The sequence below is a fragment of the Kocuria tytonicola genome (assembly GCF_003687455.1).
GTDB lineage: Bacteria > Actinomycetota > Actinomycetes > Actinomycetales > Micrococcaceae > Kocuria > Kocuria tytonicola.
Genome location: NZ_PHOA01000059.1, coordinates 1 through 15,131, shown reverse-complemented (window position 1 = coordinate 15,131; position 15,131 = coordinate 1). Strand labels below are relative to the sequence as shown.

General features: G+C 66.6%; 12 protein-coding genes. 5 read left to right on the top strand and 7 right to left on the bottom strand.

Features of this window, described 5'->3' with window-relative positions; genetic code table 11:
* Nucleotides 1-385 precede the first annotated feature (385 nt).
* Nucleotides 386-1,588 carry an acyl-CoA dehydrogenase family protein gene (locus CWC38_RS07660; protein ID WP_121846198.1) on the bottom strand — a complete coding sequence of 401 codons (1,203 nt, stop codon included), beginning with the start codon at nucleotides 1,586-1,588 and terminating at the stop codon, nucleotides 386-388.
* On the bottom strand, nucleotides 1,585-2,763 hold the full coding sequence (locus CWC38_RS07655) for a CaiB/BaiF CoA transferase family protein (RefSeq protein ID WP_121846197.1): 1,179 nt from the start codon (nucleotides 2,761-2,763) through the stop codon (nucleotides 1,585-1,587). Before CWC38_RS07655 ends, CWC38_RS07660 begins: the two co-directional genes overlap by 4 nt.
* Before the next feature lie 117 nt (nucleotides 2,764-2,880).
* Here CWC38_RS07655 and CWC38_RS07650 point away from each other — a divergent pair, with 117 nt between their 5' ends.
* Nucleotides 2,881-3,807 (top strand): LysR family transcriptional regulator, encoded by a 927-nt coding sequence (locus CWC38_RS07650; RefSeq protein WP_121846196.1) that lies wholly within the window; start codon nucleotides 2,881-2,883, stop codon nucleotides 3,805-3,807.
* 12 nt (nucleotides 3,808-3,819) lie between these two features.
* Here the strand turns inward: CWC38_RS07650 and CWC38_RS07645 are convergent, their stop codons facing one another.
* The 5 genes from CWC38_RS07645 to CWC38_RS07625 form a co-directional block, all read right to left on the bottom strand.
* Nucleotides 3,820-4,695, bottom strand: a complete 876-nt coding sequence (locus CWC38_RS07645) for a 3-hydroxyacyl-CoA dehydrogenase family protein (RefSeq protein WP_121846195.1) — start codon at nucleotides 4,693-4,695, stop codon at nucleotides 3,820-3,822.
* Nucleotides 4,692-5,498: an enoyl-CoA hydratase/isomerase family protein gene (locus CWC38_RS07640; RefSeq protein ID WP_121846194.1), complete on the bottom strand. Its 807-nt coding sequence runs from the start codon at nucleotides 5,496-5,498 to the stop codon at nucleotides 4,692-4,694. The genes CWC38_RS07645 and CWC38_RS07640 overlap by 4 nt, the downstream gene beginning before the upstream one ends.
* Before the next feature lie 168 nt (nucleotides 5,499-5,666).
* Nucleotides 5,667-7,856, bottom strand: a complete 2,190-nt coding sequence (locus tag CWC38_RS07635; RefSeq protein WP_121846193.1) for a TRAP transporter permease — start codon at nucleotides 7,854-7,856, stop codon at nucleotides 5,667-5,669.
* On the bottom strand, nucleotides 7,853-9,061 hold the full coding sequence (locus CWC38_RS07630) for a TAXI family TRAP transporter solute-binding subunit (RefSeq protein WP_121846192.1): 1,209 nt from the start codon (nucleotides 9,059-9,061) through the stop codon (nucleotides 7,853-7,855). Before CWC38_RS07630 ends, CWC38_RS07635 begins: the two co-directional genes overlap by 4 nt.
* A gap of 246 nt (nucleotides 9,062-9,307) precedes the next feature.
* Nucleotides 9,308-9,607: a hypothetical protein gene (locus tag CWC38_RS07625; protein WP_121846191.1), complete on the bottom strand. Its 300-nt coding sequence runs from the start codon at nucleotides 9,605-9,607 to the stop codon at nucleotides 9,308-9,310.
* A gap of 621 nt (nucleotides 9,608-10,228) precedes the next feature.
* On the opposite strand from CWC38_RS07625, the gene CWC38_RS07620 reads away from it, so the two are divergent.
* From CWC38_RS07620 to CWC38_RS12040, 4 genes are all read left to right on the top strand, one after another.
* Complete coding sequence (locus CWC38_RS07620) at nucleotides 10,229-10,459, top strand: MazG-like family protein (RefSeq protein ID WP_338067534.1); 231 nt, start codon at nucleotides 10,229-10,231, stop codon at nucleotides 10,457-10,459.
* Nucleotides 10,449-12,281 (top strand): DUF2075 domain-containing protein, encoded by a 1,833-nt coding sequence (locus CWC38_RS07615; protein WP_240625150.1) that lies wholly within the window; start codon nucleotides 10,449-10,451, stop codon nucleotides 12,279-12,281. The genes CWC38_RS07620 and CWC38_RS07615 overlap by 11 nt, the downstream gene beginning before the upstream one ends.
* A gap of 645 nt (nucleotides 12,282-12,926) precedes the next feature.
* On the top strand, nucleotides 12,927-14,135 hold the full coding sequence (locus CWC38_RS07610; protein ID WP_240625149.1) for a Fic family protein: 1,209 nt from the start codon (nucleotides 12,927-12,929) through the stop codon (nucleotides 14,133-14,135).
* Between the two features lie 56 nt (nucleotides 14,136-14,191).
* Nucleotides 14,192-14,860: a hypothetical protein gene (locus CWC38_RS12040; RefSeq protein WP_124106151.1), complete on the top strand. Its 669-nt coding sequence runs from the start codon at nucleotides 14,192-14,194 to the stop codon at nucleotides 14,858-14,860.
* Nucleotides 14,861-15,131: the final 271 nt, after the last annotated feature.

Below are 15,131 nucleotides of genomic sequence, written 5' to 3'. Positions count from 1 at the left end.
GCACCGGCGCGGGGGGGGTGCCGCGGTACGCGCCGGGGTGGCGCGGTTCAGCACCGCGGGGATCGGAGCCAGGGGGGTAGGGGGCGTACGACACGGACGGAGGACCTCACCGGAAGACGTTGGGCGGGCCCGTCTCGGACACGACGGACCCGCCCACCATGGTGTCACGCCCCGCTATGACGCCGCTGTGAGCCGTGCGTCACGGGAAGACCGGGGACGTGCGCCGTGGGAGCTCCCGGCACCCCTGCGCTCGGGGTGCCGGGAGCAGGGCACCGTGAGCCGGGCGCCGGAGGGGGTCCGCGGCGTCGAGCACCCAATGCGGCGCCGTGGCCTGCGGACTCGCGGACCTGGGCACCCCGGCGGCGGGCCCGCGGACCCGGCCGGCTCAGCGGCGGGTGCGCGTGAACGCGGAGACGCCGGTGATGGCGCGGCCCACGATCAGTGCCTGCACGGAGTCGGTGCCCTCGTACGTGGAGACCACCTCCATGTCCGTGAGGTGGCGGCCGATGTGGTTCTCCAGCAGCAGCCCGTTGCCGCCCAGCATGTCCCGGGCGGTGCGGCACATGTCCAGGGCCTTGCGGGACGTGGTCATCTTCACCAGGGAGGCCATGGCGTCCGTGAGCTGGTCCGTCTCCTGCAGGTGCGCCATGCGGGTGCACATCAGCTGCATGGAGGTCAGGTCCGAGAGCATGGTGGCCAGGCGTTCCTGCACGAGCTGGTAGTTGGCGATCGGCATGCCGAACTGCTCGCGCTCCAGGGCGTACTTCGCGGCGATCTCGAACGCGGCCATGCCGTGGCCCACGGCCTCCCAGGACGCACCGCCGCGGGTGGCCTTGAGCACCTTGTTGACGTCCTTGAAGCTGTTGCAGTTCTCCAGCCGGTTCTCCGCGGGGATCCGCAGGTCATCGATCACGATGTCCGCCTGGTTGATGGCGCGCTTGCCGATCTTGCCCGTGATGACCTCGGGACGGTAGCCCTGCGGGTACTCGCCGTCTTCCTGCTTCTCCACCACGAAGCACTTGACCTGACCGTCCGCCTCGTCCCGGGCGTAGAGCACGATCACGTCCGCGGCGTGACCGTTGCCGATCCACCGCTTGTGGCCGTTGAGCACCCAGTGGTCCCCGTCCCGGTGGGCGGAGGTCTCCAGGGACACGGAGTCCGAGCCGTGGTCCGGCTCCGTGAGCGCGAACGCGCCGGTCTTGCGGACCTTCGCCATCTCGGGCAGGAAGCGCTCCCGCTGCTCCTCGTTGCCGAGCATGTAGATGCTGCCCATGCACAGGTTGGAGTGCACTCCGAAGAACGTGTTCACGGAGCCGTCGATCCGGCCCATCTCACGGGCCACCAGGCCCGCGGCCTGCCGGGAGAGCCCGGGGCAGCCGTAGCCCTCGATGAACGTGCCCACGATGCCCAGCTCCGCGAGTCCCTGGAACACGGGCAGCGGGTGCTCGCCCGCCTCCCAGGCCTCGTTGACCGCGGGGAGGATGTGCTCCTGACCGTAGGCGCGCACGCGGTCCCGCAGGGCCACGTCCTCCGGCGAGAGGTCCTGGTCCAGCAGGAAGAAGTCGGGGTTCTCGAGCAGCTCGCTCATGACGGGTCCTTTCGGTGGGAGTGCAGCCAGTCCATGACGGCCTCGCGGTCCGCGTCCAGCGCGGGCGGGGCCTTGTCGTAGCGCACCGGGGTGCGGCTGTACGTGACGGGGTTCTTGATGAGCGGGACGGTGTCCTCGCCGCTGCCCACCTGGACCACCGGGTGCAGACCAAGGGACTCGGCGTACTGCACCCCCTCGGGGATGGTGAGGATCGGGGCGCACGGCACGCCGGCGGCCTGCAGCTTCTCGGCCCAGGCCTCGGCGGTGTCGCCCCGCAGCGCCTCGTTCAGCAGCGGGCGCAGCTCCTCGCGGTGGTCGTTCCGGTGCTCCACGCTGTCGAAGCGGGGGTCCTGGATGAGGTCGGGCATGCCCAGCACGGTGGTGAAGCGCGTGAACTGGGAGTTGTTCGCCACCGTGATGATGAGGTCCTTGTCCGCGGTGGGGAACGGACCGTACGGGAACAGGCTCGGGTGCTCGTTGCCCAGGCGCTGGGGGTCGTTGCCGCACGCGGCGTAGCCCGTGGTCTGGTTGACCAGTCCGGACAGCGCGGCGGAGAACAGGTCCAGCTCCACGTGCTGACCGCGCCCGGAGGTGGTGCGCTCGTGCAGGGCACCCAGGACCGCGATGGCCGCGTGGAGTCCCGTGATCACGTCGAACAGCGCCACCCCGCCGCGCTGGGGCGGCCCGTCCGGGAAACCGGTCACGGACATGAACCCGGAGACCCCCTGCACCAGGAGGTCGTAGCCGGGCAGGTGGGCACCGCCGTCCGTGCCGAAACCGGTGATGCTCGCGTGCACGATCCCCGGCCACCGCTCGGCAACGGACTCGGCGTCCAGACCGAACTGCTTCAGACCGCCGGGCTTGAAGTTCTCGATGAACACGTCCGCGGCGTCGATGATCTCGTACGCGGTCGCGAGGTCCTCGGGGTCCTTCAGGTCCAGGACCACCGAGTGCTTGTTCCGGTTCACGGAGAGGTAGTACGTGCCGATGCCGTTGACGCTCGGCGGCTTGTACAGCCGCGTGTCGTCCCCTCCGGGCCCCTCCACCTTGATCACGGTGGCGCCCATGTCCGCCAGGAGCATGGTGCAGTACGGGCCGGCCAGGATGCGGGAGAAGTCCGCGACGACGATGCCGCTGAGGGGCCCCTCGCCCGCGGACGTGGTGCTGAGAGTCATGAACGCTCCACTGGTAGGTGTGTTTCACCCCACACAACCACCGCCATTGGGCCGTGTCCAATACAAAAAGGGTGGCCCAGTGATGCGTGTGTGGCAACAATCACGTAGTCTCCCGCCATGGAAGTTCACGAGGCAAGGGCGTTCCTGGCCGTGGCGGAGGAGCTGCACTTCGGGCGCGCGGCGGCCAGCCTGCGGATCGCGCAGCCGCCCCTGAGCCGGCTCATCAAGAGCATTGAGAAGTCCCTGGGCACCGAGCTGTTCGAGCGCAGCACCCGTCAGGTGTCCCTCACCCCGGCCGGTGCGGCACTGGTGGATCCCGCGAAGGCCCTCGTGGCGGCGTCGGAGAACGCGCGGGCGGCGGTGGCGAAGTCCGTGACGGGGGAGGCCGGCAGGGTGCGCCTGGGGTTCGCGGGCGCGTCCATCAACCGCAAGGTGGGAGAGCTGGCCCGCCACATCCGCACGCACCGCCCGGGCGTGCACCTGGAGCTGCACGGCTCACAGTTCTCCCACACGGCCCTGGAGAAGGTGCTGGACGGTGCCCTGGACGTGGCAATCGGGCGCTGGGACTTCATCCCCGCGGAGCTGCGCTCGTGCGTGCTGGGGCACGAGGAGGTCATGGTGGTGCTGCCCAGCAACCACCGCCTGGCCGACGCCCCGCGCGTGGACATGGCCGAGCTCGCGGACGAGTCCTGGGTGGTGCTGCCCACCGGGCCCGGTGCCGCCCTGCAGAACCGGCTCACGTCCCTGGCCACCGCCGCGGGCTTCGTGCCGCGCGTGGCCCAGGTGGCGCCGGACTCGTGGACGCTCGTGGTGCTCGTGGCCGCTCAGATCGGCTGTGCCCTGAGCCTGGACAGCGTGCGGGACAACGTCTCCTCCGACGGCGTGGTGTTCCGGCCCCTCGCGGGCGCCCAGCGGCCCCTGGAGGTGCAGCTCGTGTGGCGCGCCGCGGACCCCAATCCCGCGCTGCGCGGCGTGGTGAACCTCGCCCGCAACCTGTACGGGGACCCCCGCCGCACGGGTGCGGCGGGGATCCCCGGGGCGTGAGACCGCGGTCTACTACTCGTAGTCGTACCAGCCCTTGCCGGACTTGCGGCCGTAGTCCCCGGCCTCGTACTTCTCCTTGATGGACTCCGCGGGCAGGGAGGCGGGGTCACCGGTCTGCTCGTACTCGGCGAGGCGGATCAGGTAGACCACGTCGATGCCCACCATGTCCATGAGCTCGAACGGGCCCATGGGGTGGTTCAGGGCGGTCTTGGCCGCCACGTCGATGTCCTCGTAGTCCGCCACGCCGTCCTCGTAGAGCTTCAGCGCCTCGGTGCGCAGGGCGCCCAGCAGGCGGTTGGCCACGAAGCCGGGAACCTCCTTCTTGAGCTGCACGGGTGCCTTGCCGATGGAGCGGGCGAGCTCCATGGCGGTCTCCATGGTCTCGCGGGAGGTGCCCTCGTGCGGGACCACCTCCACGCACTTCATCACCAGGGCGGGGTTGAAGAAGTGCACGTTGCACACCTTGTCCGGGCGGTTGGTGGCGTCCGCCACCCGCGAGGAGACGATGTTGGAGGAGTTCGTGGCCAGGATGGTGTGCTCGGGGCAGACCTTGTCCAGCTCCGCGAAGACCTGGCGCTTGATCGTCAAATCCTCCACCGCGGCCTCGATCACGAAGTCCGCCTGCGCGGCGCACGCGTCCCGGTCCGTGGAGAACGTGAGGCGCTCGAAGGCGGCGTCCACGTCCTCCTGCGTGCGCCGGCCCTTGCTCACGTCCCGGTCCATGCGGGAGTGCAGCTGCTCGCAGGCGCGGTCCACGGCCTCCTGCTTGATGTCCACCACGTCGGTGGTGTAGCCGGCCAGGGCGCACACCATGGCGATCTGGGAGCCCATGGCCCCCGCGCCGATCACGGTGATGTGCTTGATGCTCTCCAGGGGATTCTCGCTCACTTGTTCACGTCCTTCTGTGCTGCGGTGCGGAAATCCGGGGTCCGCTTCTCCAGGAACGCGGTCGTTCCCTCGGCCTTCTCCGCGCTGCTGTACAGCACGGACTGGGCCAGGCGCTCCAGCAGGATCCCGGTCTGGTGGTCCACGTCGAATCCGTGGCGGATCACGGTCTTGGCCAGCTGGATGGCCAGCGGGCCCTTGGCCATGATGGCCTGCGCCGTCTCGCGGGCGGTGTCCAGGAGCTGGTCCTGCTCCACCACCTGGGTCACGAGCCCCATGGCCAGGGCGTCCTGGGCCGTGACACGACGCCCGGTGAGCACGATCTCGGTGGCCCGGCCCAGGCCCACGAGCTTGGCGAGGCGCTGCGTGCCGCCGGCCGCGGGCATGATGCCGAGCCCGGTCTCCGGCAGTGCGAACTGCGCGTTGGTGGCGGCGATGCGGATGTCGCACGCCAGGGCCAGCTCGTGCCCGCCGCCGAACGCGTAGCCGTTCACCGCGGCGATCGTGGGCTTGGGGAACTGCTCCACCTTCTCGTACACGCCCTGCATGGTGGCCTTCAGCCCGTCCTTGGGGGTGCGCACGGCGAGCTCGTTGATGTCCGCACCCGCCACGAACGCCTTGTCCCCGGCGCCCGTGAAGACCAGCACCTGGACGTCGTCGTCCTCGGCCAGCTCCGCGAGCGTGCCGGTGAGGGCCTGCAGGACCGTGGCGTTGATCGCGTTGCGGACCTCCGGGCGGTTGACGGTGACCAGGGCGATCCCGTCCGTGACCTCCACGGTCAGGACGTCGCTGTGCTCCGTGTTCATGGTGCGTTCTCCTTCGCGGTGTGGTGCGGTGCCTCGCGGCCCGCCTGTGTCCTCATCCTCTTTCATACCGGGTGGAGGTGACGCGGACCGCATCCGCGGGGGATTCATGCGCATCCGGCATGAATCTCCCTCGGCGCGGGCAATGCTCGGGCTCCCGCAGGCGGGGCGTCAGACCTGCCGGGCCACGCGGGTGATCTCCCCGGTCTCGGGGTCGACGACGTCGCGGGGCTTCCCGGCGCGGGCCACCACGGCGGCCGCGACCACCAGGGCCAGGCCCACGAGCGTGACGACCGCCCCCGGCAGGAACATCATGAACCCGCCCACCGCCAGGACCACCCGCAGGTGGACGGGCAGCTGGCGCTCCACGAACGTGAGCCACCCGCCCATGGCGGCGGCGATCGCGTAGACCGCCACCAGGCTGGAGAGGAAGGCCAGCACGATGTGCAGGGGCTCGCCCTGCGCCACGAGAGCCGGGTTGAGGGCGAAGCCGAACGGGACCACGTACTTCACGGCGCCCAGCTTCATGGCGGAGAAGCACGTGGCCATCGGCGTGGCCTTGGAGATGCCCGCGGCGGCGAACGCCGCGAGCCCCACGGGCGGGGTGATGTAGGAGACCGAGGCCCAGTAGATGACGAACAGGTGGGCCGCGATCGGGTCCACCCCCAGGGCCGTGACGGCCGGGACCATCACGATGGCCAGGAACACGTACGCGGCGGAGATGGTCAGGCCCATGCCGAGCACGAAGCACACCACGGCCCCGGCAATCAGGATGAGCACCACGTTGTCGCCCACCAGGGCCACGAGGTCCCGGGACAGGGACAGCGCCACGCCCGTGGCGGTGAGACCGCCCAGGATCAGGCCCACTCCCGCGATGATGCCCACGATCTGCGCGAGGGTCTTGCCCACGTCCACGCCCATGTCCACCCACTGCCGGGGGCCGAACGCCACGCTGGGCTTGACCAGGGCGATGAGCAGCAGGATGGCCACCACCCAGTACGGCACCTGGGCCTCGGAGTCCGTGGTGAACAGCAGCACCGTGAGCACGGCCAGCGCCCCGAGGTAGGGCCAGCCCTGCACCAGGGCGTGCCGTGCGCGGGGGAGCAGGTTCCGGGGCGTGCCCCGCAGGCCGCGCTGGGCGGCGTAGCCGTCGATCTGCAGGAAGATGCCCAGGTAGTAGAGGATCGCGGGGATCGTGGCGGCCACCAGGATGGTGGTGTACGGGACGCCCACGAAGGACACCATGAGGAACGCCGCGGTGCCCATGATGGGTGGGGTGATGGAGCCGCCGGAGGATGCCGTGGCCTCCACGGCGCCGGCCACCCGGGCGCTGAACCCGGAGCGCTTCATCGCGGGGATGGTCATGGGCCCGGTGGTCAGCACGTTGGACACCGCCGAGCCGCTCACCATGCCCATGGCCGCGGAGCTGGCCACGGCCACCTTGGCGGAGCCGCCGCGGTAGCGGCCGAACACGGCCATGGACAGCTCGTGGAAGAAGTCCGCGCCGCCGGTGTGCTGCAGCACCACGCCGAAGAGCAGGAAGCCCACCAGGATGGTCCCGGCCGTCTGCAGGGGCAGGCCCAGGACGCTGTCCACGCCCATGGTGTGCACGGTGGCGAGGGTGGGGAGGTCGTAGGAGATGCCCTGCAGGAAGGACAGCGGGATGACACCGGCGAAGAGCGGGTACACCGAGAAGATGAACGCGATCACGAGCACCACCGGTCCGGCGGCCCGGCGCAGGGTCTCCAGGATCAGGGCCCAGAACACGAAGCTGAGCACGGTGGCCAGGGTGGGGGCCATGAACTGCCAGCCGTACTCCTGGATCTCGATGCCGTGCACGGCGAAGTACACGCTCGTGCCGATGACGGCCAGGATCAGCACCACGTCGTACCACGGCACGCCCCTGCGGACCGGGGCCGCCTCCTCGGCGGGGAGGTGCTTGCGCACGGGGGTCACGATGAACACGATCGGCACGAACACCGCGATCAGCAAGTACAGGAACGAGTTGGTGGGAACTGTCACCCCGCCCACGTTCCAGAAGAACACCTGGTTCATGGTCAGCAGGATCCCCACTACCGTGAGCACGATCAGCGTGGTGCGCCAGAACGGGGTGAGGCGGGGGCTCGCGTCGTGGAGCGAGACGTCCGAGGGCATGGTGGGCCGGGCGGCGTCGTCGTCCCCGGAGAGGGCTGCGGCCGCGGAGCTGCCGGCGCCCGCGCCGTGGGGGTGCGTGGCGGTGATCAGGGCGCCGGTGCGGGGGTCGATGGCCGGTCCTGGGGCAGTGGCAGGCCCCACGGTGCCAGCGGGTGCCGCGGTGTCGGTGGGCCCGGCGGCGTCGGCCGGCTGGTACGGGGTGCTCATGCGTGGCCTCCGGAGGGTGCGGGGGTGGACGAGGTGCCGGGCAGGGTGCCGGGGGTGTCGGGCAGCTGCGGGAGGTGGGCCTTCTTCCAGTCCACCCACTCCTTGCGTGCGGCCTTGGGGTCCTCACGGTCCTTCTGGCCCTTCCAGAACTCGGGCCAGGCCTCGCGCATGAGCCGCTCGCGCTCCAGGAGGGCGTCCTGGCGGGTCTGCAGGTCCGCGGACCAGCGGCCCTTGCGGGTGAGGAACTCCACCATGGCCTCGTGGAACGGGACCACCAGGGGCGTGAGCTGGATCTGGTCCGTGCCGAAGCGGTGGGCGTCCGGGGTGGTGCCCTTGTAGTCGGGGTAGTACCGGTCCAGGTCCGCGACCAGTGCGGCGACCTCGTCCTTGGGCCGGTCCGCGCGGGCCGCAATGGGGATGGTGTACTGCATGTTCACGGCCGTCTCGCCCTTGGCCAGGCCTGCGCCCTTGCTGAACTCGCCGGGTTTGACCATGGGCGCGAGCTCCTTCCACGTGGCGTACTGGGAGGGCTTGCCCCCGCCCAGGTTCAGCCAGCGGATGGGGTACTGGGAGGCCAGCTCGGACACGTTCGCGCCCACCACGTTCTGGTAGAGGGCGTCGATCTGTCCGGTCTTCAGCGCCTCGATCTGCCCGCTGTACGTGACCGCCACCTGCTGGACGTCCTTGCCGGTGAGGCCCCCGAAGTTCAGGATGGCCTCCAGCTTGCGGTTGATGGAGGTGCTGGCGATCAGCTTGGGAAACTTCTTGCCCTTCAGGTCCGCCACGGTCTCGATGCCGCTGTCCTTGCGCACCAGCACGCCGTAGTTGCCCGGAGGTGTCCACACCAGGCGCACGGCCTGCGGGCCCCACTGCTCGGAGCAGTACTCGTCATTGCCCTCGAACGCGTAGTAGTACTCGTCCCCGGTGCGCGCGTACTGCGCCGTGCCGTTGATCAGCGGGGCGAGCCGCCCGATCCCGGTGTCCGAGGTCATCAGCCGGATCTGCCGGCCCGTCTCCTGGGTCAGGGTGTTGGCCACCGCGGCGAGGTCGTTGTACGTGCCCGTGCCCACCCCGAACGTGGACCACACGAGCTGCTGGGTGCCCCCGGCGGCCGTCGAGCCGCCCGAGCACCCGGCCACGCCGGTCAGCACGGGTAACGACGCCGCTGCGGCCAGGAGGGCGCGGCGGTTGAGTGTACGGGGCATGGGGCCTCCACTGAACGGGTCCGAAAGATCGGGCCGGTTTCCCGCCCCGGCCGCGCCCTCCGGCCACCGCGTGGGGCGGCGCCGGGGCTCGGCGGGTCAACAGGACGACCGGTGGATACATTCATACCGGGGAGGGCGTGATGAACGACACTTACTGGTGAGTTTTATGCCCTATGGGTATCAGTGGTGGTCGGGGTGGGCAATGACGGGTTTCGCAGGTGCTGCCGTCCGCCGTGCGCCCAGGTCTCAGGGCGACGCCGCCGGGCCCTTCCCACGGGCCACGTTGCGCTGGTGCGCCTGCACGTCCGCCAGCAGACGACGCCGCTGGGCCCGGATTGTGCGGGCCTCCCGGGTGCGCGCGGCCTCCTGGGCCGCACGCTTGCGGGCCGCCGTGCCGGGAGCGGGAATCTGGCTGAGCAGGAGCGCCAGCAGCCCGACCATGAGAGCCCAGGTGCTCTCGTGCCACACGAAATGCATGAGCAGTGCGGTCACCAGGCACAGCAGGGAGCCGACGCCGGGCAGGAACTTCAGAATCTGTGCATTCATGCTCCTCCTCAGGGCTTGGGCAACGGCCGGGGGACGAGTTCTTCGTCCCCGAGCCACTCAACCGTGTCCAGGTGCTCCCCGCGTTCCAGGGCATAGGCCGTGGCCCGTCAGGATCGGAGTTCCGCCACCGGCCCGCCGCGCCACCGGGACGGGCGGATCAGGTGGCGGCAGGACGCCACGACATCGCGGACGCACTGTTTGCGCTGCGCGGGAGACATCCGGAAGAACCAGAATCCACTGTGAGCCATGTTTCCAGGGTGCGGGTGCCGTCGAGCTCTACCGCTCTGCCCCGAGGGAATGACTCTGAAGCCTCGAGGAGTTTCCGATACGCCTGTCCGCTGAGCCCACGGCCGCAAGGAGCGCAGCAAGCCCTGTGCGGAGCGCGACGGGAAGGTGCGCACCAAGTTCCCCCGCCACAAGAAGGGATGCCGCTGCCCGAGTGAGGACGTCACGCGGCGAGGCCACTTGTCCAAGGGGCCTGGGTTTCGCTACGGTTGCGAGACGGATTGCTGGGCCAACTATAGGGTTCACCCCATGGAGTTGAATGAGGTTCGTGGACAGTTGCGACGTTTCGTTGAGGAACGGGAATGGGCGCAGTTCCACTCGCCGGACAATCTCGCCATGAGCATTTCCATCGAGGCGGGAGAGTTGCTCGAGTGCTTCCAGTGGGGAGTGGAGAATCGCGCGGAAGCACGCCTCGAGCTCGCGGACGTCCTCACGTACTGTCTGCTTCTGGCGGATCGTCTCGGTGAAGATCCGTGTGACCTCGTGGTCGAGAAATTGAGGATCACGGCTGACAAGTACCCTGTGGAGAAAGCCCGCGGTTCGAGGAGGAAATACGATGAGCTTTAGCGTTGAGCGGTTCGATTTCCGCGAACAGGATGTGGCTGAGCGCGAGAAGACCCAGGTCATGCTTCAGAACTGGCCCGTGGTCTATGTCCTCAACAACCAGCGCGATGTCTATGTGGGTGAGTCCCTCAACGCTTCGCTCAGGATGAAGCAGCACCTTGCGTCCCCGAGCAAGGCGAACTTCGAAGTCGTGCGAGTCATCCTGGAGGAGACCTACAACAAGTCGGTCTGTCTTGACCTGGAATCCCACCTGATCCGATGGTTCTCCGGGGATGGTCACTACCGGATCCGCAACAGGAACGACGGCGTCACGAATTCGAACTACTACCGCCGTGCCGAGTACCGGGAGACGTTCCGCAGTGTGTTCGACACGCTTCGTGAATCCGAGCACCTGTTTCAGCGCACGGTCCCTCAGATCGAGAACACGGAGCTATTCAAGTACTCGCCCTTCAAGTCGCTCACCCACGACCAGGCCATCGCCGTGGAGGACATTCTCGAAGGTCTCTTCCAGGACCTGTCCGTGGAGGAGCAGGGAAGCGGGACTCTTGGACAACTTTCCCCTGCGCTGGAGAGTCGTGAAACGGGTCCGGAACGCGATGTCTCCACTCCGATCGTGATCCAGGGGAGCGCAGGCACGGGAAAGACCATTGTCGCGATCTATCTCCTCAAGCTCCTCTGCGACATCCGGGACAGCGACCCCGATGAGACGATGGATAACGACACCATCTTCTCGGACTACTACACGCAGGGATATGCGGAGATGCTCCAGGGAATGCGTCTGGGCCTGGTCGTTCCGCAGCAGTCCCTGCGCACGACAATCACACGGGTCTTCAAGAAGGTCCCCGGGATGGAGGGGATCCAGGTCATGACTCCCTTCCAGGTCGGCGAGTCGCAGGACGACTTCGATCTACTCGTGGTCGACGAGGCACACCGCCTCAACCAGCGGGCGAACCAGGCCTCTGGACCCCTCAACAAGAAGTTCGCAGACATCAACACCGCACTTTTCGGAGAGGACTCCACATCCTGGACGCAGCTGGACTGGATCCGGGTCAAGAGTCGGCACAGCATCCTGCTCCTGGACCAGACCCAGAGCGTTCGTCCGGCGGACCTCCCAGCGCAGAACACGCGCTCGGTGATCCAGAACGCGCAGCTGCACCACAGGTTCTATCGTTTGCAGACCCAGATGCGGATCAGGGAGGACGAGGACTACCTCGGGTACATCAAGTCCGTCTTCAGCAACCACCCGCCTGCTGAGCCGCAAACCTTCCGCGACTACGACCTGAGGCTCTATTCAGATTTTTCTGCCATGCGGGAGAAGATCCTCGAGCTTGATGAGCGGGTCGGACTGTGCAGAGTGGTCGCGGGATACGCGTGGGAGTGGAAGAGCCGCAAGGACAAGACCCAGTACGACATCGAGATCGACGGCGTGAAACTCCGGTGGAACGGCACCCTGGTGGACTGGATCAGCAGCGCCAACTCCAGCCATGAAATGGGCTCCATCCACACGGTCCAGGGGTATGACCTGAACTGGGCCGGCGTGGTCATAGGGCCCGACATCAGGTTCGACGAGACTTCGCAGAAGATCTGCTTCGAGCGCGATTCCTACTTCGACAAAAAGGGGCGGGAGAACAACCCAGCCCTGGGGATCTACTACAGCGACGAGGACATCCTGCAGTATGTCCTCAACGCCTACCACGTTCTTCTGACGCGGGGCATCCAGGGAACCTATGTTTATGCCTGTGATCCTGCACTGCAGAGGTACCTGTCAAAACACATCCCTGCCGCCGACGCATCACCTTGGGGAACGCCAGACTCCCTGCTGTAGGTCTCTGCCTGTGGGTGGAGGAGCCGTGGCCTTCCTCGGTGCGCGGTTGTCCGCGGTCTTCGCTCGGTGAGCAGTCAGCTGAGGCTTGCATGTGTACCGTTGGCAGCGTGGCTTGACAACATCGGGCCGCAAACTGCAGCTTCAGTTCCTCCAGCAACCAGATTTGGTTGCCGTACTCTGGCACGCCGTTCAGCATGGGTGCCAAGGGTGCTCTCGCCATTCTCTTGGTCTTCGGAGCTGACCTGTGCTCTTCTGGGTCGCCGGGTTTTTCTGGGCCGGTATGAGCGGGCTTCTATCGCGGTGACCGCATTGACTCCCATGAGCATTTCATGCATGTGGCACTTCTTGGCGACCGCCATTCCGGTTTTTTGCCAACGGCGGAGATGTTTCTGGGCCCTTTGAGGGTTTGCTGAATCCGTCTGGATGGTGTGGTGGCATCCAGGCGCGTTCCTCCTCCAGGGCGCCGCAAAGGTGTACCTGAAATGCGATGGGCAGAAGTTCGTCCGTGAATGAGCTCGCCGTCGCTGCGGGAGGGGCGCTAGCGGCGTCGGGATCCGGTGGTTGGAGCCCTCCGGTGACGTCGTGCGCGAGCGGAAGTCGTAACTCCGGAGCGCAACTTTATGAGAAATTCAGTTACTCATAATTGTGGGAGGCGATCTTCTGAGCAAGCACAGCTGGCCGGCCATGGGGCTCGAGGAGCTGGCGTGGGTGTCCAGTGCTCAGGCCTCGTGGTGCGTGGGCGTCACGCGGGGCGGGCGCGCTGAAACCTATCGGGCTGCGGTGGTTCCGTTCATTAAAGGGCTCGTCCCGGATTTGAGCGAGGACACGCGACTGGACACGGAGGAAGCGTCCCACGAACTCGCGCGGTTCGACGCAGAGCTGGGGGAGCGTGTGGCGTCGTGCGCTCCGGTGCTGCTCCGCTCAGAAGCGGCGTCATCCTCTCAGATCGAGAACCTCACGGCGTCCGCGAGGGCCATCTTCAGTGCGGAGCTCGGCGTGCGCCGCAGCCGGAACGCGGAGGAAATCGCGGCCAACACCCGGGCCATGCAGTCCGCGCTGGCACTCGCGGACACCCTCTCCGCCGAGGCCATCCTGGACATGCATCGAGTGCTGATGGCGGGACAGCCCCGGCACACCCCTGGCCAGTGGCGGGACCAGCCCGTGTGGATCGGTACCCGGTCCGACTCCCCGGTGGGTGCGGCGTATGTGGCTCCCGTGCACGAACGCGTCCCCGAGCTGGTGACGGACCTCGTGCAGTGCATGAATGGGAGCGCCGCCAGTCCACTGGTCACGGTGGCGGTGGCGCACGCCCAGTGCGAGACCATCCACCCGTTCACCGACGGCAACGGGCGCACGGGTCGCGCTCTGGCGCAGGCGATGTTGAGGCGCTGGGGTGTCACCCGCAACGTCGCAGTGCCCGTCTCGGCGGGGCTGCTCGCGGACGTGAACAGATATCACGCAGCGCTGGACGCCTACCGGGCCGGGGACGTGGAGCCCATCGTGCAGCAGTTCTCTGCCCCCTCCTTCCGGGCGGTCGCCAATGCACGGCAACTTGTGGCGGACATCGACCGCATCCGCAGCGAGTGGGACGCCCGGCTCACCGTCCGGAAGAACTCCAACGCCGGGAAGCTCTTGGACGTCCTGGCCCGCCGCCCCGTGCTGGACAGCGCCACCGCTGCCGCGGAGCTGGGCGTCCAGCAGCCGAACGTGTATCCGCCGTTGCGCGCCCTCACCGACGCCGGGATTGTGAAGTCCAAGGCCGAGCACAAGCTCGGGCCGTTCTGGCGCAGTGACGAGGTGCTCGCGGCGAGCGACGCATTTGCGGAGCGGGCGGAACAATCGCCTATGAGATGAAATCCACCTGAATTTAGAATCAATCAGCTATCAAATGTATTTAAACAGGAAACTCGATGACAGATTTTTGGGCCGTAATTATTCCAGCCGTGCTTGGGTCGACACTTCTGGGATCCCTCTTGGAAAGGATCCTCACAAAGGGGGAGCGAAATGCCACGCATGAGCAAATAGATGGTTGGACAAAAACCGTGAGGTTACTTCAGGAGCTCGAATTGAACCCGGAGGGCGGGGTGGCCACTGCGTACGCCCGCCTCTCACGGGAGATGGTAGCTAAAGAAGTTGCAAAGAACTTCGTCAAGGCAGACTATATGGTGGGCGTGCTATGCATTAGTATGACACTGGTATCGTATTTACTCGGAGTTATATTTATTTCTGAAAATAACACCCTGATGGGGGTCGCTATGTCGGTAGTATGCGCGATTTTGGTGATCCTTGGCGGTCTTAATTACCTTGCCCGGTCGAGCGTGCGGGATGATCTGATCAATACCTTGAGGGATGGGCACTCGACGATCAGTGGTAGTTCGTCTACTGTGGGCCGCGATCCCGAGGGCGGTAGTGGTGGTGAAGGTGGGGAAGCGCCCAATCCGGAGGGCGCCGATATTCCCGATCCAAGGAATTCAAAGAGGGTGAGTTGCTGGGAGTTTGTCAAAAAGATGTCTGTGGGGGCTGTTGTCTACGATTCGGTGCAATATCTAATGACAAAAATAGAAAACTATGAAAGTTGACGAATGGCGGTAGGCATGCAGACTCTAAATCCTGCCGATAATACAATAAACATGTGTTTGTCACACATCATAGGGGTACAGGTGTGTTATTAACATTTCTGTCTCCCGTGCGCAGCTCTCTGGCAGTTTATTGCAAATGGTCCTGTAATTGAATTAGTTGGTCGAGCATAAGTATGTTGAAGGTAACTTGCTGCTGACCTGGAGCTGGTTGGATGTGGATCCTTGAGGCTCGCCCTACCCTGGACCCATGCCCACCCCAGACCTCACCCTG